Origin of the sequence: Tritonibacter sp. AK171 (assembly GCF_030127025.1) — a bacterium.
GTDB lineage: Bacteria > Pseudomonadota > Alphaproteobacteria > Rhodobacterales > Rhodobacteraceae > Epibacterium > Epibacterium mobile.
In genome coordinates this window covers 2,550,059-2,576,026 of the sequence record NZ_CP126134.1, presented here as the reverse complement: position 1 = coordinate 2,576,026, position 25,968 = coordinate 2,550,059, and the positions used below count along the sequence as shown (strand labels likewise).

29 protein-coding genes are annotated in these 25,968 nt (G+C 59.6%); 14 read left to right on the top strand and 15 right to left on the bottom strand.

Features of this window, described 5'->3' with window-relative positions; all coding sequences use genetic code 11:
* Positions 1-13 precede the first annotated feature (13 nt).
* The gene (locus QNI81_RS12120) at positions 14-1,006 is read left to right on the top strand and encodes a phosphotransferase (RefSeq protein ID WP_283966649.1); all 993 of its coding nucleotides are present in this window, start codon (positions 14-16) and stop codon (positions 1,004-1,006) included.
* On the opposite strand, the gene rimM is transcribed toward QNI81_RS12120, so the two are convergent.
* From rimM to ffh, 8 genes are read right to left on the bottom strand one after another with little or no spacing between them, the layout of a single operon-like run.
* Positions 1,003-1,518, bottom strand: a complete 516-nt coding sequence (gene rimM, locus QNI81_RS12115; protein WP_005618222.1) for a ribosome maturation factor RimM — start codon at positions 1,516-1,518, stop codon at positions 1,003-1,005. The genes QNI81_RS12120 and rimM overlap by 4 nt on opposite strands.
* A 1-nt stretch (position 1,519) precedes the next feature.
* A complete protein-coding gene (locus tag QNI81_RS12110) occupies positions 1,520-1,669 on the bottom strand; it encodes a hypothetical protein (RefSeq protein ID WP_172599695.1) in 150 nt (49 codons plus the stop codon).
* Between the two features lie 15 nt (positions 1,670-1,684).
* The gene (gene bluB / locus QNI81_RS12105) at positions 1,685-2,338 is read right to left on the bottom strand and encodes a 5,6-dimethylbenzimidazole synthase (protein ID WP_283966648.1); all 654 of its coding nucleotides are present in this window, start codon (positions 2,336-2,338) and stop codon (positions 1,685-1,687) included.
* Between the two features lie 4 nt (positions 2,339-2,342).
* Positions 2,343-2,711: a 30S ribosomal protein S16 gene (gene rpsP, locus QNI81_RS12100; protein ID WP_283966647.1), complete on the bottom strand. Its 369-nt coding sequence runs from the start codon at positions 2,709-2,711 to the stop codon at positions 2,343-2,345.
* A 59-nt stretch (positions 2,712-2,770) separates the two neighbouring features.
* A complete protein-coding gene (locus QNI81_RS12095; RefSeq protein WP_283966646.1) occupies positions 2,771-3,079 on the bottom strand; it encodes a chorismate mutase in 309 nt (102 codons plus the stop codon).
* Positions 3,072-3,677 (bottom strand): GNAT family N-acetyltransferase, encoded by a 606-nt coding sequence (locus tag QNI81_RS12090; RefSeq protein WP_005618210.1) that lies wholly within the window; start codon positions 3,675-3,677, stop codon positions 3,072-3,074. The genes QNI81_RS12095 and QNI81_RS12090 overlap by 8 nt, the downstream gene beginning before the upstream one ends.
* The gene (locus QNI81_RS12085; protein WP_009177784.1) at positions 3,674-4,204 is read right to left on the bottom strand and encodes a GNAT family N-acetyltransferase; all 531 of its coding nucleotides are present in this window, start codon (positions 4,202-4,204) and stop codon (positions 3,674-3,676) included. Before QNI81_RS12085 ends, QNI81_RS12090 begins: the two co-directional genes overlap by 4 nt.
* A 9-nt stretch (positions 4,205-4,213) precedes the next feature.
* Positions 4,214-5,758 carry a signal recognition particle protein gene (gene ffh / locus QNI81_RS12080; RefSeq protein ID WP_283966645.1) on the bottom strand — a complete coding sequence of 515 codons (1,545 nt, stop codon included), beginning with the start codon at positions 5,756-5,758 and terminating at the stop codon, positions 4,214-4,216.
* Between the two features lie 459 nt (positions 5,759-6,217).
* Between ffh and QNI81_RS12075 the strand changes: the two genes are divergently transcribed.
* Positions 6,218-6,928 carry a hypothetical protein gene (locus QNI81_RS12075; protein ID WP_283966644.1) on the top strand — a complete coding sequence of 237 codons (711 nt, stop codon included), beginning with the start codon at positions 6,218-6,220 and terminating at the stop codon, positions 6,926-6,928.
* Positions 6,929-7,026: 98 nt separating this feature from the next.
* Positions 7,027-7,554: a prolyl-tRNA synthetase associated domain-containing protein gene (locus QNI81_RS12070; RefSeq protein ID WP_283966643.1), complete on the top strand. Its 528-nt coding sequence runs from the start codon at positions 7,027-7,029 to the stop codon at positions 7,552-7,554.
* A gap of 160 nt (positions 7,555-7,714) precedes the next feature.
* On the opposite strand, the gene QNI81_RS12065 is transcribed toward QNI81_RS12070, so the two are convergent.
* Positions 7,715-8,296 carry an FMN-dependent NADH-azoreductase gene (locus tag QNI81_RS12065; RefSeq protein ID WP_283966642.1) on the bottom strand — a complete coding sequence of 194 codons (582 nt, stop codon included), beginning with the start codon at positions 8,294-8,296 and terminating at the stop codon, positions 7,715-7,717.
* A 140-nt stretch (positions 8,297-8,436) separates the two neighbouring features.
* Between QNI81_RS12065 and QNI81_RS12060 the strand changes: the two genes are divergently transcribed.
* Both QNI81_RS12060 and QNI81_RS12055 read left to right on the top strand, forming a co-directional pair.
* Positions 8,437-9,315 (top strand): LysR family transcriptional regulator, encoded by an 879-nt coding sequence (locus tag QNI81_RS12060; RefSeq protein WP_283966641.1) that lies wholly within the window; start codon positions 8,437-8,439, stop codon positions 9,313-9,315.
* Positions 9,315-10,235 carry a DMT family transporter gene (locus QNI81_RS12055; RefSeq protein WP_110590935.1) on the top strand — a complete coding sequence of 307 codons (921 nt, stop codon included), beginning with the start codon at positions 9,315-9,317 and terminating at the stop codon, positions 10,233-10,235. The genes QNI81_RS12060 and QNI81_RS12055 overlap by 1 nt, the downstream gene beginning before the upstream one ends.
* Before the next feature lie 39 nt (positions 10,236-10,274).
* Here the strand turns inward: QNI81_RS12055 and QNI81_RS12050 are convergent, their stop codons facing one another.
* A complete protein-coding gene (locus QNI81_RS12050) occupies positions 10,275-10,604 on the bottom strand; it encodes an ArsR/SmtB family transcription factor (RefSeq protein WP_005636424.1) in 330 nt (109 codons plus the stop codon).
* Between the two features lie 87 nt (positions 10,605-10,691).
* Between QNI81_RS12050 and QNI81_RS12045 the strand changes: the two genes are divergently transcribed.
* The 7 genes from QNI81_RS12045 to QNI81_RS12015 all read left to right on the top strand — a co-directional run bounded on the left by QNI81_RS12045 (position 10,692) and on the right by QNI81_RS12015 (position 15,476).
* A complete protein-coding gene (locus tag QNI81_RS12045; RefSeq protein ID WP_283966640.1) occupies positions 10,692-11,579 on the top strand; it encodes a DMT family transporter in 888 nt (295 codons plus the stop codon).
* Between the two features lie 209 nt (positions 11,580-11,788).
* On the top strand, positions 11,789-12,130 hold the full coding sequence (locus QNI81_RS12040) for an AtpZ/AtpI family protein (protein WP_219174565.1): 342 nt from the start codon (positions 11,789-11,791) through the stop codon (positions 12,128-12,130).
* Positions 12,131-12,169: 39 nt separating this feature from the next.
* Entirely contained in the window at positions 12,170-12,973 is an 804-nt protein-coding gene (locus QNI81_RS12035) for a F0F1 ATP synthase subunit A (RefSeq protein ID WP_005636431.1), read from the top strand.
* 56 nt (positions 12,974-13,029) lie between these two features.
* Positions 13,030-13,254 (top strand): F0F1 ATP synthase subunit C, encoded by a 225-nt coding sequence (locus QNI81_RS12030; protein WP_005636439.1) that lies wholly within the window; start codon positions 13,030-13,032, stop codon positions 13,252-13,254.
* Positions 13,255-13,340: 86 nt separating this feature from the next.
* Positions 13,341-13,886, top strand: coding sequence for a F0F1 ATP synthase subunit B' (locus tag QNI81_RS12025; RefSeq protein ID WP_009178147.1), 546 nt, complete (start codon positions 13,341-13,343; stop codon positions 13,884-13,886).
* Between the two features lie 4 nt (positions 13,887-13,890).
* Positions 13,891-14,448: a F0F1 ATP synthase subunit B gene (locus tag QNI81_RS12020; RefSeq protein ID WP_005636444.1), complete on the top strand. Its 558-nt coding sequence runs from the start codon at positions 13,891-13,893 to the stop codon at positions 14,446-14,448.
* 206 nt (positions 14,449-14,654) lie between these two features.
* A complete protein-coding gene (locus QNI81_RS12015; RefSeq protein ID WP_283966639.1) occupies positions 14,655-15,476 on the top strand; it encodes a phosphate ABC transporter ATP-binding protein in 822 nt (273 codons plus the stop codon).
* Here QNI81_RS12015 and QNI81_RS12010 read toward each other — a convergent pair.
* Positions 15,473-16,240: a FadR/GntR family transcriptional regulator gene (locus QNI81_RS12010; RefSeq protein ID WP_005636449.1), complete on the bottom strand. Its 768-nt coding sequence runs from the start codon at positions 16,238-16,240 to the stop codon at positions 15,473-15,475. The two genes, QNI81_RS12015 and QNI81_RS12010, sit on opposite strands and share 4 nt — an antisense overlap.
* Positions 16,241-16,394: 154 nt before the next feature.
* Here QNI81_RS12010 and QNI81_RS12005 point away from each other — a divergent pair, with 154 nt between their 5' ends.
* Both QNI81_RS12005 and QNI81_RS12000 read left to right on the top strand, forming a co-directional pair.
* Positions 16,395-17,609 (top strand): aminotransferase-like domain-containing protein, encoded by a 1,215-nt coding sequence (locus QNI81_RS12005; RefSeq protein ID WP_283966638.1) that lies wholly within the window; start codon positions 16,395-16,397, stop codon positions 17,607-17,609.
* Between the two features lie 129 nt (positions 17,610-17,738).
* Complete coding sequence (locus QNI81_RS12000; protein WP_283966637.1) at positions 17,739-21,194, top strand: chromosome segregation SMC family protein; 3,456 nt, start codon at positions 17,739-17,741, stop codon at positions 21,192-21,194.
* 417 nt (positions 21,195-21,611) lie between these two features.
* Here QNI81_RS12000 and QNI81_RS11995 read toward each other — a convergent pair whose 3' ends face one another.
* From QNI81_RS11995 to QNI81_RS11980, 4 genes are all read right to left on the bottom strand, one after another.
* Positions 21,612-22,808 carry a lytic murein transglycosylase gene (locus QNI81_RS11995; RefSeq protein WP_283966636.1) on the bottom strand — a complete coding sequence of 399 codons (1,197 nt, stop codon included), beginning with the start codon at positions 22,806-22,808 and terminating at the stop codon, positions 21,612-21,614.
* Positions 22,809-22,850: 42 nt separating this feature from the next.
* The gene (gene cbiB, locus QNI81_RS11990; RefSeq protein WP_009177554.1) at positions 22,851-23,762 is read right to left on the bottom strand and encodes an adenosylcobinamide-phosphate synthase CbiB; all 912 of its coding nucleotides are present in this window, start codon (positions 23,760-23,762) and stop codon (positions 22,851-22,853) included.
* Complete coding sequence (locus QNI81_RS11985; RefSeq protein ID WP_283966635.1) at positions 23,759-24,757, bottom strand: threonine-phosphate decarboxylase; 999 nt, start codon at positions 24,755-24,757, stop codon at positions 23,759-23,761. The genes cbiB and QNI81_RS11985 overlap by 4 nt, the downstream gene beginning before the upstream one ends.
* 88 nt (positions 24,758-24,845) lie before the next feature.
* Entirely contained in the window at positions 24,846-25,835 is a 990-nt protein-coding gene (locus QNI81_RS11980) for a glutathione S-transferase family protein (protein ID WP_283966634.1), read from the bottom strand.
* Between the last annotated feature and the right edge of the window lie 133 nt (positions 25,836-25,968).

Below are 25,968 nucleotides of genomic sequence, written 5' to 3'. Positions count from 1 at the left end.
TCTCGGGGCCTCAATGAGCAATAGCACCAGAAAAACCGAGCCGGGGCTGGATCGAGATGCAGTCGTGAGGGCATTGGGACTGAACCCCGATCAAGCTACGTGGCGATTGATCAAGTCAGTTTCGACGGAGCGCGAGCAACGCGAGGTACTTCTTCTCGATCATACCGACCGCAGCTCGTTTGTGGTGAAACATGAGGCGCGCGGGTCCAAGGAGCATTCTGCGCAGATGCTTGGATGTTACCGCGCGCTTGAAGGTGTCATGGAAGGAAGCCGGGCGTTTCACATGGCGCCGCTGGTTTGGGCAGATTCTGAGCGCCAGATTCTCGTGCTGGACCATGTGCCGGGATTGACCGCCTATGCACGGTTGCAGGCGTCTGAAATTGAACTGGACACCCGGGCAGATGTGCTTCGTCAGTGTGGCGCGTGGCTAAGGCATCTGCATAGCGAAACATCTGTTTTGCAGTTTTACGGAAACGGCATGTTGCGGCGTGTGCGCCGCTTTGCTCAGAGAACCCGCAACGGTGAGCATGAAGCGGCCTATCCGAAAAAGTTTCTGGGGATTTGCGCCTTCATGCACCAATTGATGCGCGCGGCGGACGGGGCCGCGTGCAAATATGGTTTGCGCCATGGTGATGCACACAGTCGCAATTTTATCTTCGGGCGCGATGGGCTCTATGGTATTGATCCGCTCCCACGCGGCGACGGTCCGGTGGCATTGGATGTGGCGCGTTTCATGACCCGGCTGGGCTATTCATTTGGGGTAGAGCGCGCAGGGGAGCGCGGCTTGGCCGGGCTTAATGCCGCTGACTGGGTCGCTTTTGGTTCCGGGTATGGTCAACCCTGTCAGGATGACCCGGTGTTGCATGTGTTCTTTTGCCATCAGCTCTTTAATGACTGGCTACAGATCCCGGCCAAGAAAGAGCTGCGCACACAATCTGAGCAGCGTCGGATCGAGCGAATACTGATGATGTTTCAGACGCTACGTGACCAATTGGGTCGCGATTAAAATACCCCTTCGGGTGGGTCTGCGATGATGCGGCCCTGTGTCAGGTCGACCGTGGGCACCGCCGCCTTGGTAAAGGGCAAGAGCACCGTTGCCGAAAGCCCCGGCCCGTGGAGTTCCAGCAGGTCATCGGCGCCGTAGTTCTGTACCGCCTTAACGCGCCCCAAGAGCGTACCGCCGGTGTCAAACACCTCCAGCCCGATCAGGTCGGCGTGATAAAACTCGTCATCAGGTAGCGAGGGAAGGTCGTCTCGCAGTGCGTAAAGCTGCACACCCTTGAGGGCATCCGCCTGTTCTTTGGTGTCGACATCCACGATACGGGCGGCGAAACCGTTCTTGACCGCGCGGGTGATCGCCAGCGTGTAGCGGGTCTGGCCGTCTTCTCCGAACAGGGGGGAATAGTCCTCGATCTCTTCGGGATTGGCGCAGAAGCTTTTTAGGCGGACCTCGCCACGTACTCCAAAAGAGCCCGCCAGCGCGCCGACACAAATCAGATCTTCACTTACATTGCTCATGTCACATCCGGCAAATCATGCCGGTCCCCGTTTCCGTTCTTGCCCAGTCTCCACCAGCGGTGGCGCAGCGCTCGCGGGCACCGCTGCGTTCATAAAGGACCCCGGCGCCAAAGGCGACAAGGGTGAAGATCAACATGCGGATCAGCCCCATAACGGCTCCTTACGCCTAGCGCGTCTCAATCGGAAGCGCGGCAAAGCGTTGCTCCCAACCTTCCTGCTCCAATTCCGGAATGTCTGACAGACGCTCCGGGTGACCGATGCAGAAATAGCCGATGAGGCTCCAGCTTTGGGGCACGTTCAGATCGCGCGCCATCTGATCGGGGTCGAGCACCGACACCCAGCCAAGGCCAAGGCCCTCAGCGCGCAATGACAGCCAAAAGAGCGTGATGGCCGTGACCACCGAATAGCGGCGCATTTCCGGCATGGTGCGCGCGCCAAGGCCGTGACCTTTTTCGGTTTCGTCATCGCAGAAAAACGCGATCTGGACCGGGGCTTCGCGCATGCCGGAGAGTTTGAGGCGCGCATAGGTGGCGGCGCGGTCCTCGCTGTAATCCGCCAGCGCCTCGGCATTGGCGGTCTCAAAATTCTTTAGCGCCGCTGCACGTGCGGCATCAGAGTCGACGCGAATAATGCGCCATGGCTCGCTCAGCCCCACAGAAGGGGCCAGCGAAACAGCAGAGAGGCAGCGCGTGAGCACTGCCTCGTCTACCGGATCGGTACGGAAGCGCCGGACGTCCCGGCGCAACTTCATCAACAGATCGAGCTCGGCGCGGAACGCCTGCGGGAAACACCCCTTTGCATCCTGCACCGGGCCCGTCATGTGATTATTCCGCGTCTGCTGCGGCTTCGGCTGCTTCAGCTGCCTTGGCGGCTTTTTCTTCAGCGCGCTCCTGAGCTTTTTTGCCCGGCTTTGCTTTGTTGGGGTTGTTGCGCACGGCTTTCTCGCGAACGCCTGCTGCTTCGAGCATACGTGCAACACGGTCGGTCGGCTGTGCGCCTTTGTCGAGCCATGCCTGGATCTTTTCGATGTCCATTTTCACGCGCTCTTCGCTGTCTTTCGGCAAGAGCGGGTTGTAGGTGCCCAGCTTCTCGATGAAGCGGCCGTCACGCGGCATGCGGGAGTCCGCTGCAACGATGCGGTAGAAGGGGCGTTTCTTGGAGCCGCCGCGGGCCAGACGGATTTTCATTGCCATGGTTTCATTCTCCTTTGATGGCGTTGAACGAGGTGTCCTGGTTTCAGGTCAAACCCCGCTTATTCCTGGTGCTTCTTGTGGTGGCGGATGACCTCATCAATGATGAAGTTCAAGAACGCCTTGGCGAATTTTGGGTCCAGATCGGCCTCTTTCGCCAATTCTTCGAGTCGTGCGATCTGCTTCGCTTCGCGCGAGGGATCGGACGGGGGAAGGTCGTGTGTTGCCTTAAGCTGGCCAACAGCCTGCGTGCGCTTAAAACGCTCTCCCAGCGTGTAGACAATGATCGCGTCCAGACGATCAATGCTTTCGCGGTGCTCTTTCAAAAGCTCGGCTGCGCGCGCGGCAGGACCGGTCGTGGTCTCAGTCAATGGCCCATCCTTTCGGTTTGAACAACGGGTCGGCGTAGTGACCGATTTCCATCTCAATGCCATGTGTCAGCTGGCTGTCTCGCAGCTGTGCTGGTGTCGGGTGCCGATAGACCGCGTCGTTGCCGTCGATGGTCTGGGCATCGTGATCTTTTTTCGCACCAAGGCGTTCGGCAAGGCGGATGGAGTCGAGGTTCTTTGGGTCGATGTAGCTGACCGCGCCGTCCCAGCCTGCCGTGTTGTAGAAATGCTTGCGCGCTGCGTGGGTCGCCTCAAGCGCATAGCCCTTGCCTGCCTTCTCTGGCCAGATGATCCATGCGATCTCGCGCTCCGGCCAGCCTGCAGGCTGCCAGCCCCCGGCCATGCCGTAGGTTTCATCGGTGATCTTGTCGTGGATCATCCACATGCCAAAACCGCGCACCTGCCAGTGGCCGATCTCGGCAGCGTAGAGCATCCAAGCCTCGTAGGTATTGAGGGGGCCGCCCATGAAACGCGCACGATAAGACGTGAATGTCGCCTTGAAGTTCGGATAGTCCTCAGCCTCTGGCCCGCGCAGGATCAGACGTTTGGTTTCAATCACCGGAATGGAGGGCGTGCTCATGCGTAGGCCTCCAGTCCGGGGCCCGTGCTGTCGGGCGCATGGCGATAGACCAGATCGACCGTGTCGTAGGTCGCAGCATCCGGGTCAAGCACCGCGCCCATACGTTCCGCGAGCAGAACCGAGCGGCGGTTGTCACGGTCGATGTAGCTTACCAGCGTTGGTACTTCGAGAATTTCAAAGGCAAAGTCGCGCATTGCAGAGGCGGCCTCGAAGGCATAGCCAAAGCCCTCAAATCCTTCAAAAACGATCCAGCCCAGTTCCAATTCGGGAAAGTGCGGCGGTTGGCTGATGCAGACCTGCCCGGCCAATTGACCGTCCTTGGTTTCAATCGCCAGACCACCCCAGCCAAAGATCTCCCAAGAACCGACCTCAGCAAGCAACCCGGCCCAGAGCTGCGACTGGCTGCTGGGCACGTCCATATAACGCGACCGGTCGCTCTGGTAGAACGACCAGAACGCCTCCAGGTCACCCGCTTCATGCGGGCGCAGGACCAAGCGGTCGGTTTCTATGGTAGGTGCCGAGGTCATCTGTCGGAGTTACTTCTTTTTGCCAAAACCAGAGAGGCCGCCGGGCAGCCCCATGCCGCCGCCGAGACCACCCAGTCCACCGAGACCACCGGGCAATCCGCCCTTGCCGCCCATCGCTTTGGCGGCCGCTTCCAGTGCTTTGGGGTCCATCTGCGAGGGGTCCATACCGCCGGGCATACCACCCGGCATCTCGGGCATGCCGCCTTTGCCAAACATGCCTTTCATGGCCTGTTTCAGCATCTTGCCCTTGCCCATTTTGCCCATCTTTTTCATGACATCCGCCATCTGGCGGTGCATCTTCAGCAGCTTGTTAAGGTCGGCTACTTCCATGCCGGAACCTGCGGCGATGCGCTTCTTGCGGCTGGCCTGCAGAAGCGCAGGATTGGCGCGTTCCTTTTTGGTCATGGACTGGATCATGGCGATCTGGCGCGTGACCATCTTGTCGTCAAAGCCCGACTCTTCGACCTGTTTGGCCATTTTGTTCATGCCCGGCATCATCTGCATCATGCCTTGCATGCCGCCCATCTGCTGCATTTGTTCCAGCTGCATGCGCAGGTCGTTCATGTTGAACTGACCCTTCATCATGCGCTTCATCATGCGCTCGGCCTGTTCGGCCTCGATGGTTTCCTGTGCCTTCTCAACAAGGGCGACGATATCGCCCATGCCAAGGATGCGGCCTGCGATCCGGTCCGGCTCGAAGGTCTCAATGGCGTCCATCTTTTCGCCAAGGCCGACAAAGCGGATCGGCTTGCCGGTCACTGCGCGCATCGAGAGCGCCGCGCCGCCGCGACCATCACCATCCATCCGGGTGAGGACCACGCCGGAGATGCCGATCTTGTTGTCGAATTCCTCGGCCACCTCGACGGCGACCTGACCGGTCAGACCATCGACGACCAGCAGGGTCTCGCGCGGGGAGACCACGTCGCGGACGTCCTCGACCTCTTTCATCAGGACATCGTCGATCTGCAAACGACCGGCGGTGTCGAGCATATAGACGTCATAGCCCCCCAGCGCCGCCTGCTGTTTGGCGCGCTTGGCGATATCTACAGGGGTTTGCCCTTTGACGATCGGCAGGGTGTCGACGCCGATCTGGGTGCCGAGCACCGCCAGCTGATCCATCGCTGCCGGGCGATAGACGTCGAGCGAGGCAAGAAGTACTTTCTTGCCCTCTTTTTCCTTGAGCCGCTTGGCGAGTTTACCGGTGGTGGTGGTCTTACCGGAGCCTTGCAAACCAACCATCAGGATCGGTGCGGGCGGGCTGTCGATCTTGAGCGCGCCGGGATCGTCTTCGCCGCGCAGCGTATCGACAAGCGCGTCATGGACGATCTTCACAACCTGCTGGCCCGGTGTCACCGATTTGGTAACGGCCTGACCCGTGGCCTGTTCCTGCACCTTCTTGACGAAATCACGGGCGACGGGCAGCGAAACGTCAGCTTCGAGCAGAGCCACGCGCACTTCGCGCAGAGCGGTTTTTACGTCATCCTCAGAGAGAGCGCCCTGTTTCGTCAGCCGGTCAAAGACACCAGACAGGCGTTCGGATAGATTTTCAAACATGCCTTCGGCCTCCATTGCCGGTTACGATGTGTGCTCCTGATGTAAGGAGCGGTGGAACGAACCTCAATCACCTGCCACCAGATCGCAACCATAGGCACAAACCAACAAGGTTTGCCCCCGCCGTGCAAGAAATGTGGGTGCAAACCAATAAGGTTTGCCCCCACGGGCGCAACGCGCTGGTGGAGGGCGATCCCCGACCCATGTCGAGGACCGGAAGACACGACGACTCCCGGAATTGGCTCTGCCCTACTCTGGGGGCACCTGAGAGTCAAGAAGAAGGGCGCAAGTGCAAAAGAGGGCACTCCCGGCGGCATCGGCAGTTTTCCACCTGTACCCGCCATTTCTGGCGGATCGCCACCAATAGGTGCATTTGATATTCAGTTTTTTCGAGCGGTCCCGTTGACCTTCCCCCGTTGCATTTGCTCAAAGCCGGGTTCGGCAAGGAGTTGTAAAGAAATTATGACAAAAGTCCTCATACTTGGCAGTGCTCCCTATGCGATCGAGGCCGCAGGCTGGCCGGTCGGACTGTTTGATCATGTGGTTGCAATCCATGATGCGTGGAGCATCCGTGAAGACTGGACCCATATGATCCACAGAAGGGACTTTTCCGTGGACAGGAGGCCCGTGCTGCTGGAGGGCGACCAGAAAGTTGTCACCGAGGCAGAGTTTTCACCGGTTCAGACCCTTTACGGCGGCGCGCCATACACCGGCGAGGGTATGGCATTTGTGGCGGGATATTGGGCGCTTGCTGCATTGATGCCCTCGCAGATTTACTACTTTGGTTGTGATATGATCGACCTTGGCGCAGGGCGAACTCAGGGACATGAAGACCAGCTGGGCGAGGCCGGTCGTCCCCACCGCATGGGCGAAAACACCGCTGCCAAGGCGCGGCGGTTGGAGTATTTTGCGGCTCAGGAAACATGCGGCATCGGCAATCTCAGCCCGTATCGCAGTGCGCTCCCGTATCAGCGTGTGACGCTTGAAGGTTTGGACCGCCTGCGCCCTGCATCTGTGTCTCCACGGGATGCAGAGCCGGCGCGGCTGCGCGAGCAGCGTTGTGGCTATCCGGCGGCCCTCGGGTGCGGCCCGAGTGGAGCAGGCCGCGAGATGGCCGACATTGATGCTGCTTGGCTCAGGTGCTTTGAACCACGGGTTGCCGCAGTCGCCTGAAGTTCGGTCGCAACCGCGTTGCACAGATACCGGGCAATCTGCCAAAAGGGCGCTGTATGCCTGTTACGGCCTGAATTCCCTGACCTGAAGGAGCGATTATGGACGCGCCGACCGCCGCACCGGTTTCTATGCCTCTGTCTTCTGATGCTTTGCTGGCCCAGCTGGACGCATGGGGGCTGTCTTATGTCTTGCACCAGCACGTGCCATTGCGCACGGTCGAAGAGTCCAAAGCGGTGGAGGACGAATTGCTGGTGCCCGGTGAAACGGCGCTCCGCCTCAAGAACCTCTATCTGCGGGATCGCAAGAAGCGAAATTACCTTGTCTCCCTGCAGCAGGATCGTGAGATCGACCTGAAGGCGCTTGGCGCGCAATTGGGGGTGGGAGGGCTGTCATTTGGGTCCGAAGGGCGCCTGATGGAACATCTTGGCATTCGCCCCGGCGCCGTCACCCCGCTGGCGATGATCAACGGCGCGCCAAAGGGCGTCAGGTTCTTTATGGACGCTGAAGCTCAGACGGCGGATCGCATATATATGCATCCGCTGGTGAATGACCGCACCGTTGCAATGCCGCGCGCGGATTTCATGGCGTTTTGTGAGAAAATCGGCATCACGCCCGAGTGGATCTGATCTGTTTCAAACCTGAGGATTGAGGTGTTGCGCTCCGCGTTGCGGATCGCCGAGGGGCAGGCCGCGCCTGCGGCGCGGCCTGCCGGGCCCAACGGGGCGCGAGCAGCCTGTGGCTGATCGGCGGACGGGCGGGAGCGCCCCTCCTCCACGGTGTTGTCACTTATGCGGCCAGTTGTGCGATGGCGTCTTTGGCCTTTTGTACGGAGCCTTCGGCGTCAATGGCTTGCTGGTCCGCCGCGACGATTTCAATGTCGGTAATTCCGATAAAACCCAGCATGTGCCGCAGGTAGCGACTGGCGTAGTCGATGTCTGATCCGGCTTCGGTGCCGCCCGATGCAACCGCCAGAACGGCCCGTTTGCCCTTCAGCAGACCTTCGGGCCCGGTCTCGGTGTATTGAAAGGTCACGCCAACGCGGGCGACCAGATCGATCCAGGCCTTGAGGGTGGTGGGGATGGTGAAATTGTAGATCGGGACACCGATCACCACGGTGTCCGCCTCTTTGAGCTCATCAATCAGACTGTCCGACAAGGCCAGCGTCGCTTTTTGCTCATCGCTGCGTTGATCGGCAGGGGTGAAGTTCGCGCCAATCCATGCCTCATCCAGCAGCGGCAGCGGCGTCGACAGATCGCGTCGAATAACGGTTTCGGCATTCAGCCGTTCCACCACCTGCGCGGTCAATACGCGGGAGGTGGAGCCGGATTGGCGGGCGGAGCTGTCGATATGGAGTACGGTGTGAGCCATCGTCTTGGTCCTTGTGAGGAGGAAAATTCGTCTGAGGCTCAGAATGGATATTTGCACACCCGAACACAATTTGTGATATTGAACAAAGTCTGTGCGCATCCGCGCAAATACTTACAGATATCGTCGCGACGGGGGATCAGGTGGAGAATTGGGACGAAGTGCGCACCGCGTATCAGGTGGCGCGGCTTGGCACGGTAAGTGGCGCGGCAGAAGTGCTGGGCGTGCATCATGCGACGGTCATCCGGCATATTGATGCGATCGAAGCGCGCCTTGGTGTGAAACTGTTCCAGCGCCATGCGCGGGGGTACACGCCGACTGAAGCCGGGCTGGATCTGTTGCGTGTTGCGCAGGCGACAGACGATCAGTTCAGCCAGCTGGTTGGGCGGCTCAAGGGGCAGGGCGACGAGGTGTCTGGCGAATTGGTGGTGACATCCCTGTCCTCCATGGCACCGATGCTGGCGCCCGCGCTGACGGAGTTCCAGCAGATGCACCCGGATCTGGTGATCCGCTATCTGACCGGGGATCGGTTGTTCCGGCTGGAATATGGTGAGGCACATGTGGCCTTGCGCGCGGGGGCGGCACCGGAACAGCCGGACAATGTGGTTCAACCCTTCGTGGGGCAGCGCCTCGCGCTTTATGCCTCGCAAGACTACGTCGCGCGCCACGGCATGCTCAAAGGGCAAGACGATATGGTGAACCACCGGTTCGTTGCCAGTGACAATGAAAACACCCGCGCCCCGTTCGAACGCTGGCTGCGCGCGACCATCCCGGCTGAGAACATCGTGTTTCGCTGTTCGGATGCGGTGGCCGGGCATAAGGCCATCCGGGCTGGGGCGGGCATTGGGTTTATCTCCTTGTGGGAGGCGGCAAGCTGCCCGGATCTGGTGATGATGATGGACCCCCGTGACGAATGGTCGGGCAAGATCTGGCTGGTGACCCATGTGGACCTGCATCGCACCAATAAGGTGCAGAGCTTCGTGCGCTTTTTGAAAGAGCACGCAAAAACCTGGCCACAGTGATGAGCGATCTGGATCTGGCACCCATGCGGGGCGGTCTCAGCGACAGCCACAAGGGGCATCTGGCGATGCTGGCGTTTTCGGCGCTGGTGGCGGGGTCGTTTTCGCTTGGCGCGCTGATCGCGAATGAGGTCACGCCTGCGGCTCTGAATGCCGTGCGCTTTGTGCTGGCGGGGATCTTGATCGGTGCGGCGGCGGCCATCGGGCCGGGCCTGAAGTCGCAACATTTCAGCGCACCCTGGCGCTATGCGCTATTGGGCGGGGTGTTTGCGACATATTTCGTACTGATGTTCTACGGGTTGAAAACCGCAGATCCTGTGAGCGCGGCGGCGGTCTTTACGCTGACGCCGGCGATGAGCGGCGTCTTTGGCTGGCTCTTGCTGCGCCAGATCACAACGCCGCGCATGGCGCTGGCCTTGATGATCGGCGGGGCGGGGGCGCTTTGGGTGATCTTTCGCGCAGATCTTGAGGCTGCGGTCCGCTTTGAGATCGGTCAGGGTGAGGTGATCTATTTCGTCGGCTGTGTGGCCCACGCGCTTTATACGCCGATGGTGCGCAAGCTGAACCGGGGCGAGCCTGCGCTGGTCTTCACCTTTGGGGTGCTGGTCGCCGGGGCGGTGGCGCTGATCGCGCTGGCGTGGCGCGATCTGATCGCCACGGATTGGGCGGGGCTGAAGCCCATCGTCTGGATCGGTCTTATTTATGTGTCGGTCTGTGCCTCGGCCTGTACATTTGTCCTGCTGCAATTTGCAACGCTGCGGCTGCCGTCGGCAAAGGTTATGGCCTATACCTATCTGGTGCCCTCATGGGTGATCCTGTGGGAGATCGCGCTGGGCAAAGGCTGGCCTCCGGCACTGATCTTTGTGGGGATCGCGCTGACGATCGTGGCGCTCTGGCTGCTATTGAAGGATGAACACGGTTAAAGGTGCCGAGTTTCACTTGGTCCGCGCCGGGCGTGTGCCTCACTCGCCGTCGCGGAGCTCTTCTTCCAGAAACCGTTCAAAGGCATCTAGATTCACCGGCTCAAACTGACCAAAGCCCTGCATCCAGACCGAGGCCGCGCGCAGCGCATCCGGTTGCAGCTTGCACCATTTCACCCGCCCGCGCTTTTCCTGCTGGATCAGACCGGCACGGGTGAGGATGGTGAGATGTTTGGAAATCGCCGCAAGCGACATCTCAAACGGCTCTGCCACATCGGTGACGGCCATATCGTCTTCGAGCAGCATAGACAGGATTGCCCGACGGGTCGGGTCTGCTAGGGCTGCAAAGACAGTATCAAGAGTATCGCTCATGGGGATATCTCCTAAAGCGCAGGAAGCGGGTCGACAATCCCGAAGCGTATGCGCAAAACGGCGCGGGCGCTATTGAGGGAGAGCACCATGGCATTGCGGTATTGGGCCATCATCGTGATCCTCGGCATCGGCTGGGGGATGTCCTTTATGTTCAACGCGGTGCTGCTGCGCGAGTTGGCACCCTTATGGATCTCAGTCGGGCGTGTCGGGCTTGGCGCCTTGGGGTGCTGGGTTTTCCTGCTGGCGCGCGGGCGCAATTGGCGCATATCGCCATCGCGCGCGCTGGCTCTGGCGGGGTTTGGAGCCCTGAGTTATGCGATCCCGTTTTCCTGTTATGCGCTCGGGCAGCAGCATATCGCCAGCGGTGTTGCGGGGATCGTCAATGCCTGTACCCCGGCGCTCGCAGTGGTGGTGACCCATTTCTGGCCGGGCGGCGAGCGCGCCAATTGGCGCAAGAGTTTGGGTGTCGCCTCCGGGCTGGCGGGGATCGTTCTGCTGTCTTTGCCGATCCTGCAAGGCGGGGAGAGTTCTGCCATCTGGGCGATCCTCGTCACCTTGGGCGCGCCACTGTGTTATGCCTTTTCGGTCAATGTCGCGCGCCAGTTTCGCGATATGGAACCAGTCGTGCTGGTGGCCTGGGCCCTGACCGGGGCAACTGCCTTTATCCTGCCACTGGCCGTCTGGTCCGATGGGGTGCCGGGCGCGCTGTCCGTACAGGCATGGGGGGCGTTGCTGATCATCGGGTTTGCGCTGACCTCTGCCGCCTTCATCGCCATGTACTGGGTGCTTCCCAAGATTGGTCCGACCAATGTCACCCTTCCGACGCTGATCGCGCCAGCCTCGGCGCTGACCTTGGGGGTCTTGGTTTTGGGAGAGCCGCTTGAGGTCAGCCATCTGTCGGGGCTGCTTGCGATCCTTTTTGGTCTTTTGCTGATCGACGGACGACTGTTCCGCCGCCGGGTTCCTGCGGTGTGATTTCAAGATCAACCATTTGGTTGAATATGCATCTGGCGATGCCGAAAGGCATATCCTTAGGCGAAGGATGCCGCGCGTAAACACGTGGTTTGGCTTAGTGCCCTGAAAGTATTGAAGTTTTACCCAGAGTAGATCGGCGTAATGCGCAATTGACTCTGAGCGGAGGACCGCTTAGCAAACCCTCAGATTTCGCGAGAGGATGCGTCACCTTGATCGACGACGACCAAAAGCAGCGCATGGCGCAGCTGGAGGAGAAACTGGCAGCCGCCAAGAAGGCGCATGAAGAGCCAGAACCTCGCGCGGATGAACACTATTCCATGGCCAATCAGGCCTGGCGGATGGTGACGGAATTGGTGGCCGGTCTCGTGATCGGCCTCGGCATCGGATACGGGTTGGATGTTCTCTTGGGAACGACCCCCATTTTCATGGTGCTGTTCATATTGCTGGGTCTGGCCGCCGGGGTGAACGTGATGCTCCGCAGCGCACGCGAGATTCAGGACAAACAAATGGCCGAGGCGGAAAAATCCGTCGACGCTGATAAAGATGCATGAATGCTGGGCGACGGCCTAAGCGACAGGAGAAGCGGAACGATGGGCAAACTGTTCTTTTACGTAGCTTTGGCTTTGGTGCTCGTATCGGGCCTGGTGTTCGCACCGGAAACGGCGGGTCTTGCCATTCACCCGATGGAACAGTTCACCGTGACGCCGCTGTTTGGTGGTGACCATATCGCTTGGTACACGCCCACCAACGTGACGCTGTGGATGTTCCTTGCCGTGGTTGCGATCATCGGCCTCTTGGTGTTTGGCTCCTCCAATCGGGGCATCGTTCCTTCCCGCGCTCAGTCGGTTGCGGAACTGGCCTATGGTTTCATCTACAAGATGGTCGAAGACGTGACCGGCAAAGATGCCGTGAAGTTCTTCCCCTACATCATGACACTCTTCATGTTCATCGTGACGGCCAACTTCCTTGGTCTGATCCCGATGTCCTTCACCACCACCTCTCATTTCGCCGTGACCGCGATCCTCGCGATGCTGGTCTTCGTGACCGTGACCATCACCGGCTTTGTGCTGCATGGTGCGAAATTCCTCGGCCTGTTCTGGGTTAGCTCCGCTCCGCTGGCGCTGCGTCCGATCCTGGCCATCATCGAACTGATTTCTTACTTCGTGCGCCCCGTCAGCCACTGCATCCGTCTTGCAGGTAACGTGATGGCGGGCCACGCGGTTCTGAAGGTTTTCGCAGGTTTTGCTGGCGCGCTGGGCGCCGGGGCATTCCTGCCGATCTTTGCCATCACCGCGGTCTACGCACTCGAAGTTCTCGTGGCCTTCATTCAGGCTTACGTGTTCACCATTCTGACCTGTGTCTATCTGAAAGACGCGCTGCATCCGTCCCACTAAGGGCAGGTTGCTGGTCTGAACTACTACCTCAACTTCCAATCGTAAGGAGATATCAAATGGAAGGCGATCTCGCATACATCGGCGCTGGCCTGGCTGGCATGGGTACTGGTATTGCTGCTCTGGGTGTTGGCAACGTTGCTGCTAACTTCCTGGCGGGCGCTCTGCGCAACCCCTCCGCGGCTGCTTCCCAGACCGCAACCCTCTTCATCGGCATCGCATTTGCAGAAGCTCTGGGCATCTTCTCGTTCCTGGTCGCTCTGCTCTTGATGTTCGCCGTCTAAGACTCCGGAACACTTTTTCCTTACGGCCGGGCGGAGTGCCAACCGCGCCCCGCCCGGTGTAACGGCAAGTTCCATAGGAGGACGACATGGCATCTAATACGGCCGATACAGGTCATGGAGCTGCCGACGCGGTGCACGGGTCTTCCGGCATGCCGCAGCTGGACTTCTCGACCTACGGAAACCAGATCTTCTGGCTTCTGGTCACGCTTGTCGTGATCTACCTGATCCTGTCGCGCGTCGCGCTGCCCCGTATCGCAGCCATTCTGAACGAGCGTCAGGGGACTATCACAAACGACCTCGCTGCGGCTGAAGATCTCAAAGCCAAAGCTGTCGAGGCCGAAAACGCTTATAACAAGGCACTGGCTGATGCCCGCGCGGAAGCGCAGCGCATTGCCGCCGAAACCCGCGCCGAAATTCAGGCAGGGGTCGACGAGGCAATCGCAAAGGCGGATGAGGAAATCTCTGCGAAAGCAGCGGAATCCGAGAAAGCCATTGCTGAAATCCGCGCTGGTGCGCTGGAAAGTGTCAAAGTCGTTGCAACCGACACCGCATCCGCTCTGGTTGCGGCTCTGGGTGGCAAGGACGACGCTGATGCTGTGGCGGCTGCTGTCGCCAAACGGACGGAGGGCTAAGACCATGCGCGCAACTCTTGCAATTGCTCTGACCCTCGCAACCGCATCTCCTGCCTTCGCTGCTGGCGGTGGCTGGAACCTCGGCAACACCGACTTTGTTGTTGTTCTCGCATTCCTGCTGTTCATTGGCATCCTGCTCGCTGCCAAAGTGCCGTCTTTGATCGGCAAACAGCTCGACAATCGCGCGGACAGCATCAAATCGGAACTGGAAGAAGCCCGCGCGCTGCGCGAAGAGGCCCAGACCCTTCTGGCCTCCTACGAGCGCAAGCAGCAGGACGTCCAGGCCCAAGCCGAGCGCATCGTCGCCAACGCCCGTGACGAGGCCGCTGCTGCGGCTGAGCAGGCGAAGGCAGATCTCGCGGCTTCCATTGCGCGCCGTCTGGCCGCTGCGGAAGAGCAGATTTCCTCTGCAGAAGCTTCTGCAGTGAAAGAGGTCCGTGACCGCGCCATCACCATTGCTGTCGAAGTCGCCGATCAGGTGATTTCCAAGCAAATGTCCGCAGCCGATGCAAACAAGCTGATCGACGCGGCCATTCAGGACGTGGACGCCAAGCTGCACTAAGCAGATCTTGCATGCGACGATTATTGCGAAAGCCCCGGCCTGACGGCTGGGGCTTTTGCATTTGGGAATCGACGGAGGGCTTGTTTTGCACCTCTCATGGTACTGCGGTCGCTTCATGAATTTTTCATGACAACTGCAATCGGTGGGATGATCCGTTAACCCTGCCGTGCGAAGAGCGAGGGCATCCCGATAAGAACAGGGTCCCGATGTTTCATTCATTGCCGCTCCATCACAAGACATCTCAGCTGACGAAGGATCGGGTGACGCTTCCTGCGGCGATCAGCGTGCGAGAGTTTAGTCTTAAGGTTGGCGGGCGGGATGTGCTTTGCGATGTCACACTAGATATTCGCAAGGGAGAGGTTCTGGGGCTGATAGGGCGCACTGGTGCAGGTAAGTCCGTCTTGATGCGGGCCATGTGCCGGCTGTTGCAACACGAGCGTCAGCTGGCGACGACTGGCAGCCTGACATATGGCGACACAGAGGTGTTCTCACCCCAGTGTGATCTGCCTGCGCTGCGGCGCAAGGTGGCCTATATCCCTGAGACACCAAACCCGTTCCCGTTGTCCGTCTGGGACAATATCGCCTATGGCCTCAAACTGAACCAGATCGCGACCAGCCGCCATGAGGTGGCTGAGATCGTAGAGACGGCATTGCGGCGATGTATGCTCTGGGATCATGTGAAGGATGTCCTGCACAAACGGCGTGGCGTGGATCTGCCGCGCCACCAGCAACGCCTGCTGTGCATCGCGCGCAGCATCTCGGTGCAACCCGAGGTCCTGTTGCTGGATCGCTCTACCGGGTCGATTGATCAGGGCGAAGGCGAGGCCCTTTGTGCGCTCTCAGTGGATCTGAAAAAAGATCATGCGGTTGTGGCTGTGTCTGCAACCTTGGCGGAAACCGCGCAAATTGCTGATCGTGTGGCGTATTTTGAACAGGGCCGCCTCGTTGAGGTGGACAGCGCCGAGATGATCTTTACCGCCGCACTCAAGGCTGAAACCCGTGGATTTATCGACAGCACATCCGCCTAGCGATTGCGTTCATGTTCTAGTCGCTGCGCTGCAATCCGGGCATTTCGATCTGCCCGTATTTGTTCGTCGAGCGCCTGTTTCACATAGTCCATGTGGGTTTCGACAGCCGTTCGTGCCGCATGGGCGTCGCGGGCCTGCAATGCGGCGTTGATGGCGCGGTGTTGTTCCAGCAGTGCCTCATAAGTGGTGTGCTGGCCGAACATGATACGGCGGTTGTAGAACACACCTTTGCGCAGCATGTCGAACATGGAGCGCATCATATGCAAGAGCACGACATTATGGCTGGCTTCCAGAATGGCGGAATGGAATTGCGCGTCGAGCTCCGCAGCGGCCTCTGAAATGCTGGGATCTCCCGCTTCTTCCATGCGGTCAAAGATCTCCTGAATGACGCCGAGGTCCGCGTCGGAGCCGAATTTTGCAGCGCGTTCAGCGGCCATGCCTTCGAGGTCACGGCGAAACGACAGGTAGTCAAAGACCGCCTCATCGTCGCTGGCGAAAAGCTGGATCAGCGCAGGCGAGAAGGCGGAGCCAAGGACATCGGCCACAAACACACCGGATCCCGCGCGGCTGGAGAGCAATCCGCGGTCCTGCAATTCTGCCAGCGCATCGCGCAAGGAGGGACGGGAGACCCCCAGTCGCTCGGCCAGTTCGCGCTCTGAGGGCAAGCGTTCCCCGGGGCGTAGAATGCCGCGCAGAATGAGTTTTTCGATTTGGCGCACCACTGCGGTGGAGAGCTTTTCCGGCTGCACTTTCTGGAACGGCATCGAAGACCTCGAAAAACAAAGATTGGTCAAATCATATGACCACCAACATGAGGGGCCTGCAAGATCACGAAAGCTGAAATAATAGGTCAGAAGTATTGACTTGTTTTGCGCTTTCCTGTCGATTTCGCGAAGGTGACGAAAGGAAGTGATTGAAATGACCCTCGCTGCGCAATATGCAACACGTATTGGCCGTATGAAGGCTTCGGAAATTCGCGAACTGCTCAAATTGCTTGATCAGCCGGGGTTGCTTTCTTTTGCCGGTGGGATACCTGATCCGGCGTTGTTTCCGGCGCAGGCGTTTGCTGATGCGTTTCAGGCGGCGCTCTCGCCAGAGCATCAGGCGCAATCCCTGCAATACTCTGTCTCTGAGGGCTATCTGCCCCTGCGTCATTGGATTGCCGCGCATATGGCGAAGATTGGTGTTCAGTGCGGGCCTGAGAATATTCTGATCACGTCGGGATCGCAGCAGGCGATTGATTATCTGGGTAAACTGTTCCTCAGTCCCAAGGATACGGCGCTGGTGGGCTGGCCCACTTATCTGGGCGCGCTTGCGGCCTTTAACGCATATGAGCCACGCTACGACCGGCTTCGGTCTGGTGAAAATCAACCACCCGAGCGTTACGCGCAAGCCGCCGAAGCGGCAGGAGGTCGGGTTAAGTTTGCCTACCTCAGCCCGGATTTTGCCAATCCAACGGGTGTGACGATGACCCGTGCAGAACGTCTGCAGATGTTGGATCTGGCCGAAACGCTTGATACGGCGGTCATTGAGGATGCCGCCTATCAGGACCTGCGATTTGACGGGGAGCCGGTGCCGCCGATGCTGGCGCTGGAGCAAGACCGGAAGGGCGGCGATATTGAGGCCTGCCGGACGATCTATTGCGGCACATTTTCCAAAACCCTGTCGCCGGGTTTGCGCGTGGGATGGGTGGTTGCGGCGTCGCCGGTGATCCAGCAGTTGGTGCTGATGAAGCAGGCTTCGGACCTGCACTCTCCTACGATCAACCAGATCGTGACCTGTCAGGTGGCGGAGCAGTTGTTCGACACTCATGTTGCGGAATTGCGTTCGGTCTATATGCGGCGACGTGATGCGATGCTGGCTGCCCTCAAGGAACATATGCCCGCAGGCGTCACTTGGACCAAGCCCGAGGGCGGCATGTTCATCTGGGTCACCTTGCCTGAAGGCATAAGTGGTGCACAGTTATTGGAGCGTGCCTTGGAGCAGGAAAAAGTCGCTTTTGTGCCGGGACAAGCCTTCCATGCGGATGGGTCGGGCGAAAACACCCTGCGGCTGAGTTTCTCAAACAGTAATGAACCCGCAATCGCCGAGGGGATTGCGCGGCTGGGACGTGTGCTGAAAGTCCCGATGTGAAACGGGGTTATCCACAAGATATGGTGTGAGCGCAGGTGGGAAACTGCCGATTTTGCGGCATGTGCCGTTGACTCGGGGGGCGCAAGGCTGCTGTGATTTCCTGCAACGGAATCACCAGAAGGGGCGAACTTGCGCTTTTCCAAACTCAGGCTCAACGGCTTCAAAAGCTTTGTGGACCCCACTGACCTGCTCATCGCCGATGGGCTGACAGGTGTTGTGGGGCCGAATGGCTGTGGCAAGTCGAACCTCTTGGAGGCGCTGCGTTGGGTGATGGGGGAAACCCGTGCCAAGGCGATGCGGGGCGGTGGCATGGAAGACGTGATCTTTGCCGGCACCGCCACCCGGTCTGCACGCAACTTTGCCGAAGTCAGTCTGCAGATCGACAACTCCGAACGACTGGCGCCTTCCGGGTTCAATGACTCTGACCAACTCGACATTGTGCGCCGGATCACTCGTGACGTCGGCTCGGCGTATAAGGCCAACGCGAAGGATGTGCGGGCCAAGGACGTGCAGATGCTCTTTGCCGATGCCTCAACCGGAGCGCATTCGCCCGCGTTGGTGCGGCAAGGTCAGATTTCTGAGCTGATCAACGCCAAACCCAAAGCGCGCCGTCGGGTGCTCGAAGAGGCGGCCGGGATCTCGGGCCTCTATCAGCGCCGTCATGAGGCGGAACTGAAGCTCAAAAATACGGAACAGAATCTGCTGCGCATCGATGATGTGATCGAGCAGCTTGCGACGCAGTTGGGCCAGCTTGGACGACAGGCCAAACAGGCGCAGCGCTACCGCGAGATTGGCGAAAAACTGCGGCTGGCCGAGGGCATGCTGCTCTATCGCCGCTGGCGTGAGGCGGATGAGGCGCGTCTGGCGGCCGAAGAAGAACTCCGCACGCGTGTGACACAAGCCGCCAAAGCGGAGGCGCTGGCGCGTGTTGCAGCCGAAAAACGGGCTGAGGCAGAGGACGGGTTACCACCGCTGCGCGAAGAAGAGGCGATCGCAGCGGCTGTGCTGCAGCGTTTGATGGTACAGCGCGACGCGCTCTCCGATCAAGAAGCGCAGGCGCGGCAGAATATCGAACGTCTGAACAGCCGCATCCAACAGCTTGGCAATGATATCGAACGCGAGGCCGGGCTGAACCGGGATGCGGGCGAGACGATTGAACGTCTGGAGTGGGAAAAGCGGGAACTGGCCAAGGCGGGTGAGGGGCACGATGACCGCATGGCGGAGGCCGCAGAGGTTGCCCAAGAGTCCACATCCATCCTCCACAATGGTGAGGAACATCTTTCGCAGGTGACAGAGGATGTTGCACGGCTCGCCGCGCGCCATCAGTCTGCGCAGCGCCTCGTCGAGGATTGCCGCCGCGCATTGGAGCGCGCCGAAGGTGAGGGTGCCAAATCCCGCGCCGCTCAGTACACTGCGCGAGAGGCCTTGGCTGCGTCCGAGGCGGCCTATGAGGCGGCTTTGGAGGCGGAGGAAGAGGCCCGCGACGCCGCCGAAACGGCAGAAGACGCGCTGGCCGAGGCGGATGAGCTGCGCACTGAAACGCAGGCACATGAAACCGAAGCGCGTGCGAAACGCTCTGAGGCGGAGGGGGAGCTGGGCGCGCTCAGGGCCGAGGTCACGGCGCTGGCAAAGCTGGTTGAGCGTGACACCGCCGAGGGCGGTCAGGTCATGGATGATCTGCGGGTGACACCGGGTTACGAGAAAGCCCTTGGTGCTGCATTGGCGGATGATCTGCGCGCGCCGCTTGCGGATAGCGATGGGCCGACGGGCTGGCTCACCTTGCCGTCCTATGAACGTGATGCGCCGCTGCCGGATGGGGTGGAGCCGCTGGGCAAATATGTCGATGGTCCCGATGCGCTCTGGCGGCGGATTGCACAAATTGGCGTGGTCGATTCGGATGAGGCGGCGCGTTTGCAGCCTTTGTTGCAACCCGGTCAGCGTTTGGTGACGCTAGAGGGCGATCTGTGGCGCTGGGACGGGTTCCGCTCTTGGGCCGAAGATGCGCCCTCAGCGGCGGCGATGCGACTGGAGCAGATGAACCGCTTGGAGGCGCTGAAACAGGATCTGGCGCATGCCACGGCCCGTACAGAGGGTGCGCAGGCCGCGCATGAGACCTTGGTGCGCAAGCTTGAAGAAGTGACCCTTGCGGATCAGGCCGCCCGTCAGGCCCGCCGTACCGCCGATCAGCGCGTCGCGGATAGTGCCCGTGCCCTCAGCCGCGCTGAGGCGGAAAAGAACCTCGCCGAAGGCAAGCTGGAGAATTTTGGCATTGCTGTCGCGCGCCATGATGAGGATGCGCTGACTGCATCCTTGCAACTGAAAGATGCCGAAACCGCGCAGGCGGCTCTTGGGGATCTCTCTGAGGCGCGCGCCAAGGTTGAGGAGATCAAACACGGGGTCGAGGCGGCGCGGATCACCATGCTTACGCACCGCTCCGCGTTGGATGAGTTGCGCCGCGAAGGGGAGGCACGCACCAAACGCGCGCAGACCGTGACCAAGGAAATCTCTGGCTGGCGGTTGCGTCTGGACTCGGCCGGTAAGCGGATTTCCGAGCTCGAAGAGCGTCGTGAGACCAGCCAGGAAGAACTGGAAGACGCGATGGCGGTGCCCGGCGAGATTGCCGAGACCCGCGAGGAGCTTAACGAACAGATCACCGACGCCGAGGCGCGTAAGGCTGAGGCGACGGATGCGCTGGTTGCTGCCGAGGCTGTGCTGCGCGAGGCGGTCCACAATGAGCGCGAATGCGAGCGTCTGGCCTCTGAGGCGCGCGAAGCACGGGCGCGGTCCGAAGCCCGCACAGAGGCTGCCCGCGAAACCGTCGAAGCCACGGCTGAGCGCATCGATGAGGTGATGCAGCTGGAGCCTGCCGAGCTGTTGGAGCAACTAAACGTCGCGCCTGAGGATATGCCGAACGCCGAAGCGCTGGAGGTCGAGGTCGCCCGTCACAAACGCCAGCGCGATGCGCTTGGTGCGGTGAACCTGCGTGCAGAGGAAGATGCCCGCGAAGTTCAAAGTGAGTATGACACACTGGTGGCAGAGAAGCTGGATCTGGAAGAGGCGGTGAAGACCTTGCGCTCAGGGATTGCCTCTCTCAACCGCGAGGGGCGGGAGCGCCTGCTGACCGCCTTTGAGCAAGTGAACAGCTCTTTTGCGATGCTGTTCACTCATCTGTTCGGCGGCGGCGAGGCGAACCTGTTGATGGTCGAAAGCGATGATCCGCTGGACGCAGGTCTGGAAATCATGTGCCAACCGCCGGGCAAGAAACTGTCGACCCTGTCGCTTTTATCTGGTGGGGAACAGACCCTGACGGCGATGGCGCTGATCTTTGCTGTGTTCCTGTCAAATCCTGCGCCCATCTGCGTGCTCGACGAGGTCGACGCGCCACTTGATGACGCCAATGTCACGCGTTTCTGCGATCTGTTGGACGAGATGTGCCGCCAGACCGACACGCGCTTTTTGATCATCACCCACCATGCGGTGACGATGGCGCGCATGGATCGGCTGTTTGGCGTGACCATGCAGGAAAAAGGCGTGAGCCAGCTGGTTTCTGTCGATCTGAAAAAGGCAGAGGCGCTGGTCGCCTAGCGGAAACGGCTCCAATTAAATTGCTTCTTTGGCAATCGGAATTGGTTGATAAATATGCACATTAGTTCTCAATGTGGTTTGTAACTTCTTCGCCAGTAATTAATGGAAAATAAACCATAATCGTGTACTCAGATAGTGCGTTTTCCTGTACCCTTATCGGGCCGTATTAAGGTCAAGTAAGGAGGTGTACAAACTGGATCAGTCAACGTTTTCGAAATGGATGGTAGCACTAACTGCGATCGCGGTATTAGTTTCAATCATCAGACTTATACTCGGGCTCTGAACCGTAGAAGAAGAAAGCCGGGTAGAGTTGCAGCTCTGCCCGGCTCATTTATTCGGTGAATTCACTGAATAACGTTCTCGATGTTTATACTGTAGTCTATACCGTTATGAGCTGTAAACAGTACAAGGCTCTTCCTAGAGCGCGTTCAGCAGATCCGGCGTGGGCCAAGCATCTGCGGGAAGCCCCAGACGCTTTTGCTCTTCCTGTACCGCCAGTCGGGTGTTCGCGCCGAGAATGCCATCAACATCACCTACGTCGTGACCGCGGGCTTGCAGGCGGCGCTGCAACTCTTTCATTTGATCGCCAGACAATCCCTGCTCAGAGTTTCCGGCATCGTAGACAGGCGCGCCTTCCAATCGGGTTGCAAAATAGGCGGCCGTCAGAACATAGGTAAAGCTCTGATTCCACTCAAAATAAATGTCGAAATTGGGGTAGGCAAGAAAGGCAGGGCCTTTGTGGCCTTGCGGGAGCAGCAGCGAGGCCTCTGCATCCTTCATCGCAAAGCTGGTCGTTCGGGGTGCGACACCCATCGCCTCCCAGTCGGCAAGGGACTTCTTATAAGCGGGGCCGGAAGCAGAGACATCCATGTCTGCCGGGATCGTGACCTCTTGCAACCACGGCTCATTTGCGCGCCAACCAAGGTGCGAGAGCATCCGTGCAGCTGACATCAGCGCATCCGCTGCCGATGTCTTGAGCGTTACATGGCCATCGCCGTCCGCGTCCACTCCGTGCTCAAGGATATCGCTGGGCAGCATCTGCACCATGCCTATTTCGCCGGCCCAAGCACCAGTGGTGCGCGCCGGGTCAAAGTCCCCTTTGCGATAAAGCTCCAGCGCCGAGAAAATTTGCGGCCTGAACAGGTCTGGGCGGCGGCAATCATGCGCGAGCGTCACCAGTGCATTCCGGGTGTTGAAATCGCCCTGCACTGCGCCATAGTCGGTTTCAAACGCCCAGAACGCCAGCAGGACGCCCCGGTTGATGCCATAGGTCGTCTCGATCCGGTCAAAGATTTTGTCGAATTCCTCGCCCTTGCTGCGGCCACGGTTCAAGCGGCTCTGCGAGATCAGGCGGCGGGAAAATTCGACAAAGGGTTTCTGGAACACGCCCTGAGAGCGGTCAGCTCGGAGCACGCTCTGGTCTTGCGAGACGCCATCAAAGAACTCGTTGACGGTACTGATCGCATAGCCTGCCGAAACGGCCTCGTCTTTCAGGCCACGTACGAAGTTTTGAAAACTCCCACCGCATTGCGCTGCGGCAAGGGTCGGGGCACTCAGTAGGGCAATCAAGGCGGTGCGGTGCAAGACCGCTTTGGCGCTGGGCAGCACACGCATGGCTCTTTGTCCTCTGGTCGGATCGGTTCGCGCTAACGATATCTAGAAGAGCAGACCCAATGCAACCACCAGAACCAGTGTCAGACCCCAAGATTTCCAAAGAACGTCGCAGCACCGTGTGATTGCATGGGCGTTGGCGCTTTTTGACCCCGCCTCATTTACCCAAGCAAAATCCCGCATCTCGCCGTCATAGGATCGGGGACCGGCCAGCGCGACACCCAGTGCGCGTGCCATCGCGGCTTCGGGCCAGCCCGCGTTGGGGGAACGGTGCTTGCGCGCATCGGCACTGATTTCTCCCCACTCGCTCGTGCGCCATGTGACCACTGCCAGCAGCAGCGCACTCAGACGGGCGGGAATGATATTGAGCACATCGTCAAACCGCGCCGCCGCCCAGCCGAATTCCTCGTAAGCCTCGGTGCGATAGCCGATCATACTGTCGGCGGTGTTGATGAGTTTGTAGATTAACAGGCCCGGCAGGCCGGCAACCAGAAACCAGAATGCTGGCGCGATGACACCATCCGAGAAATTTTCTGCGCCGCTTTCAATTGCCGAGCGCGCAACCTGCGGGCCGGTCATATTGGCTGTATCGCGACTGACAATCTGCGCAACGGCTTCGCGCCCCTCAAGGAGGCCATGGCGCAAACCGGTGGCTACCGCGCGTACATGATCAACCAAAGAGCGTTGAGCGATGAGGATGGCAGCGATCAATACGCTGACCACATCTCCTAACCACGACACTGCCCAGCCCAGACACAGGCCAGTGACAACAAGCACGAGGACGGCCACAACGCCCTTGCCACGTCGTCCGTCACCGTCATTCAGCCCATCATCGAGCGCCTGTACAAGTTTGCCCATCAGAACCGCCGGATGCGGCACGCGGGACCAGAGCCATTTGGGTTCTCCAAAAATGGCATCGAGGATCATTGCCGGGATCAATAGCGCAGCGGTGCTCATAAAAGTGCGGCCTCTAGTTGGTTCCAGCGATCTGCGGGCGGCAGGCCGAGGCGCAGGAAACGGCTGGAATAGGGAAATATACGGCTCCAGATATGAGCGCGGGCAAGGCGGTCTTGCCAGGCACTTGCGTCCTCAACGTCGTAAAGCCGGAACAGATCGGTGCCGCCGACAGTTTGCGCACCGGCCTGCTGCATCAGTTGATCCAGCCGAGAGGTTGCGTCAGCCAGTTCAAGCCGTGTGGTGGCCGCCCAGTCGTGATTGTTCAAAGCATGCGCGCCAATGCGCAGTGCAGGCCCAGAGACAGCCCACGGCCCCATTGCTGCGCGCAACCCTGCGATCAGATCGGGATCACCAATGGCAAAACCCAGTCGCAAGCCAGCAAGCCCCCAGAATTTGCCAAAACTCTTGAGAATAATGGTGCCCGAGGCAGATGCGCGGGTGATGAGGCTCTGTTCCGGGCAAATGTCGCAGAAACTCTCATCTATCACGCAGAAGGGGGCGTTGATTTCGTCTGGCTGCCACAGGCGGCCATCTGGGTTGTTGGGGTGGACCACGACCTGCGCCTCGGCTGGGCCATGATCCAGAATTTGCCAGCCGCAATGATCAAACGCTGCGGCGTGTTCATTGTAAGTGGGCGTGGTGATCTGAACCGTTCGCGCAGGGCGCAGTGCGGGGAGGCGTGCAATCAGGGCGGAGGCACCGGGAGCGGCGAGGATGTCTGCCCCCTCCGGCACGCGCCAAAAGCTGCGCGCGGCATCGATGAGCGCCTGTTGGGCATCGCGGTCGGGCAATGCGGTCCAGTCCTCAGCCATGAGCGGCGGCAACGGGTAGGGCGCTGGATTGATCCCTGTCGAGAGGTCAATCCAGTCTTCTCGCAGACCTCCAAATCGGGCGATTGCCGCAGCGAGGTTGCCACCGTGGTCACGCGCTCCTCCGGCAGAGGCCGTGGCCTGCGCCGGGTCTTGCACAGCGGCAAACTGAGAGGGTTCTGCCATCGCGGGGCGGCCTTTTATCAGATCAGCGTCTAGGCACGATATGCCCCTGCAATGGCCATAAAGCAAGCGCGGCAACCCATAGCCCGCCTCACGAGGGCGGGACTGAGCCGCGCCCGTGCGGTGCCTGCCAGTCAAGTACCGGATTGATCGGCAAGATCCGGTTGGGGTTTATGGTGTCGTGACTGTAGTGATAGTGGCGCACGATATGTGGCATGACCACCGTCTCCGCCACGCCGCTCATTTGGTAGAGTTCACGTGTGTAGCCCCAGAGGTTTGGGTAATCGATAATGCGACGTCGATTGCATTTGAAATGCAAATGATAGACCGGATCAAATCGCACCAATGTGGTGAACAGGCGCCAGTCTGCTTCTGTGAGTTTGTCGCCCATCAGGTAGCGGTGTTGGCTCAGGATATCTTCCAGCCAGTCGAGGCTCTCAAACAGCGGCACAACGGCGGCGTCATATGCCTCTTGCGAGGTCGCAAAACCTGACTTGTAAACGCCGTTGTTCACCGTGTCGTAGACACGTTTGTTCACGGCCTCGATGGGTTCGCGCAGCTCCTCGGGCCAGAAATCAAGGGTGTTTCCCGTGATGTCGTCAAAGGCAGAGTTCAGCATGCGGATGATTTCCGCGCTCTCATTAGAGACGATGGTGTTGTCTTGCTTGTCCCACAGAACGGGGACCGTCACCCGGCCAGAATACTTTGGGTCCGCCTTGGTGTAGACCTGATGCATATAGTCAAAGCCAAAGAGCGTATCGCCAGTTGCGCCATCCTCGTCGGTTTTAAACTCCCACCCTTTGTCCAGCATATCCGGGTGAACGACCGAAGCACTGATGTGGTCTTCCAGACCCTTGAGTTTGCGGAAAATCAACGTGCGATGGGCCCATGGGCATGCATACGACACGTAGAGATGGTAGCGCCCGCTTTCAGCCTTAAATCCCTGTTGTCCGTCCGGGCCGGGGCTGCCATCCGCCGTCAGCCAGTTGCGGAACTGCGATTCCGAACGCTTGAACGCGCCGCCGTTTGATTTCGTGTCGTACCAGACATCTTGCCATTCGCCGTCTACCAGCAGTCCCATAATCGGTCCTTCCTTGTTCGCTTGCGGATAAGGATAGGGTCGGGAAGGGGACGCGGCCACCTGTGCCACTGCGCAGGGTCCCTGCATGCGCGCACAGGTAAGTGGCACTGCGACAGGCGAAGCCTCATCACCA

What these genes read in the sequence shown, in the direction of transcription:
- QNI81_RS11980 (WP_283966634.1), bottom strand. Translation starts at nt 25,835, where the DNA reads ATGGGACTGCTGGTAGACGGCGAATGGCAAGATGTCTGGTACGACACG.
- QNI81_RS12075 (WP_283966644.1), top strand. Translation starts at nt 6,218, where the DNA reads ATGACAAAAGTCCTCATACTTGGCAGTGCTCCCTATGCGATCGAGGCC.
- QNI81_RS12020 (WP_005636444.1), top strand. Translation starts at nt 13,891, where the DNA reads ATGCGCGCAACTCTTGCAATTGCTCTGACCCTCGCAACCGCATCTCCT.
- QNI81_RS12035 (WP_005636431.1), top strand. Translation starts at nt 12,170, where the DNA reads ATGGGCAAACTGTTCTTTTACGTAGCTTTGGCTTTGGTGCTCGTATCG.
- QNI81_RS12065 (WP_283966642.1), bottom strand. Translation starts at nt 8,296, where the DNA reads ATGGCTCACACCGTACTCCATATCGACAGCTCCGCCCGCCAATCCGGC.
- QNI81_RS12070 (WP_283966643.1), top strand. Translation starts at nt 7,027, where the DNA reads ATGGACGCGCCGACCGCCGCACCGGTTTCTATGCCTCTGTCTTCTGAT.
- QNI81_RS12090 (WP_005618210.1), bottom strand. Translation starts at nt 3,677, where the DNA reads ATGAGCACGCCCTCCATTCCGGTGATTGAAACCAAACGTCTGATCCTG.
- ffh (WP_283966645.1), bottom strand. Translation starts at nt 5,758, where the DNA reads ATGTTTGAAAATCTATCCGAACGCCTGTCTGGTGTCTTTGACCGGCTG.
- rpsP (WP_283966647.1), bottom strand. Translation starts at nt 2,711, where the DNA reads ATGGCAATGAAAATCCGTCTGGCCCGCGGCGGCTCCAAGAAACGCCCC.
- QNI81_RS12055 (WP_110590935.1), top strand. Translation starts at nt 9,315, where the DNA reads ATGAGCGATCTGGATCTGGCACCCATGCGGGGCGGTCTCAGCGACAGC.
- QNI81_RS12110 (WP_172599695.1), bottom strand. Translation starts at nt 1,669, where the DNA reads ATGGGGCTGATCCGCATGTTGATCTTCACCCTTGTCGCCTTTGGCGCC.
- QNI81_RS12030 (WP_005636439.1), top strand. Translation starts at nt 13,030, where the DNA reads ATGGAAGGCGATCTCGCATACATCGGCGCTGGCCTGGCTGGCATGGGT.
- QNI81_RS12015 (WP_283966639.1), top strand. Translation starts at nt 14,655, where the DNA reads ATGTTTCATTCATTGCCGCTCCATCACAAGACATCTCAGCTGACGAAG.
- QNI81_RS12120 (WP_283966649.1), top strand. Translation starts at nt 14, where the DNA reads ATGAGCAATAGCACCAGAAAAACCGAGCCGGGGCTGGATCGAGATGCA.
- bluB (WP_283966648.1), bottom strand. Translation starts at nt 2,338, where the DNA reads ATGACGGGCCCGGTGCAGGATGCAAAGGGGTGTTTCCCGCAGGCGTTC.
- QNI81_RS11985 (WP_283966635.1), bottom strand. Translation starts at nt 24,757, where the DNA reads ATGGCAGAACCCTCTCAGTTTGCCGCTGTGCAAGACCCGGCGCAGGCC.
- QNI81_RS12050 (WP_005636424.1), bottom strand. Translation starts at nt 10,604, where the DNA reads ATGAGCGATACTCTTGATACTGTCTTTGCAGCCCTAGCAGACCCGACC.
- QNI81_RS12010 (WP_005636449.1), bottom strand. Translation starts at nt 16,240, where the DNA reads ATGCCGTTCCAGAAAGTGCAGCCGGAAAAGCTCTCCACCGCAGTGGTG.
- QNI81_RS12005 (WP_283966638.1), top strand. Translation starts at nt 16,395, where the DNA reads ATGACCCTCGCTGCGCAATATGCAACACGTATTGGCCGTATGAAGGCT.
- QNI81_RS11995 (WP_283966636.1), bottom strand. Translation starts at nt 22,808, where the DNA reads ATGCGTGTGCTGCCCAGCGCCAAAGCGGTCTTGCACCGCACCGCCTTG.
- QNI81_RS12025 (WP_009178147.1), top strand. Translation starts at nt 13,341, where the DNA reads ATGGCATCTAATACGGCCGATACAGGTCATGGAGCTGCCGACGCGGTG.
- cbiB (WP_009177554.1), bottom strand. Translation starts at nt 23,762, where the DNA reads ATGAGCACCGCTGCGCTATTGATCCCGGCAATGATCCTCGATGCCATT.
- QNI81_RS12045 (WP_283966640.1), top strand. Translation starts at nt 10,692, where the DNA reads ATGGCATTGCGGTATTGGGCCATCATCGTGATCCTCGGCATCGGCTGG.
- rimM (WP_005618222.1), bottom strand. Translation starts at nt 1,518, where the DNA reads ATGAGCAATGTAAGTGAAGATCTGATTTGTGTCGGCGCGCTGGCGGGC.
- QNI81_RS12085 (WP_009177784.1), bottom strand. Translation starts at nt 4,204, where the DNA reads ATGACCTCGGCACCTACCATAGAAACCGACCGCTTGGTCCTGCGCCCG.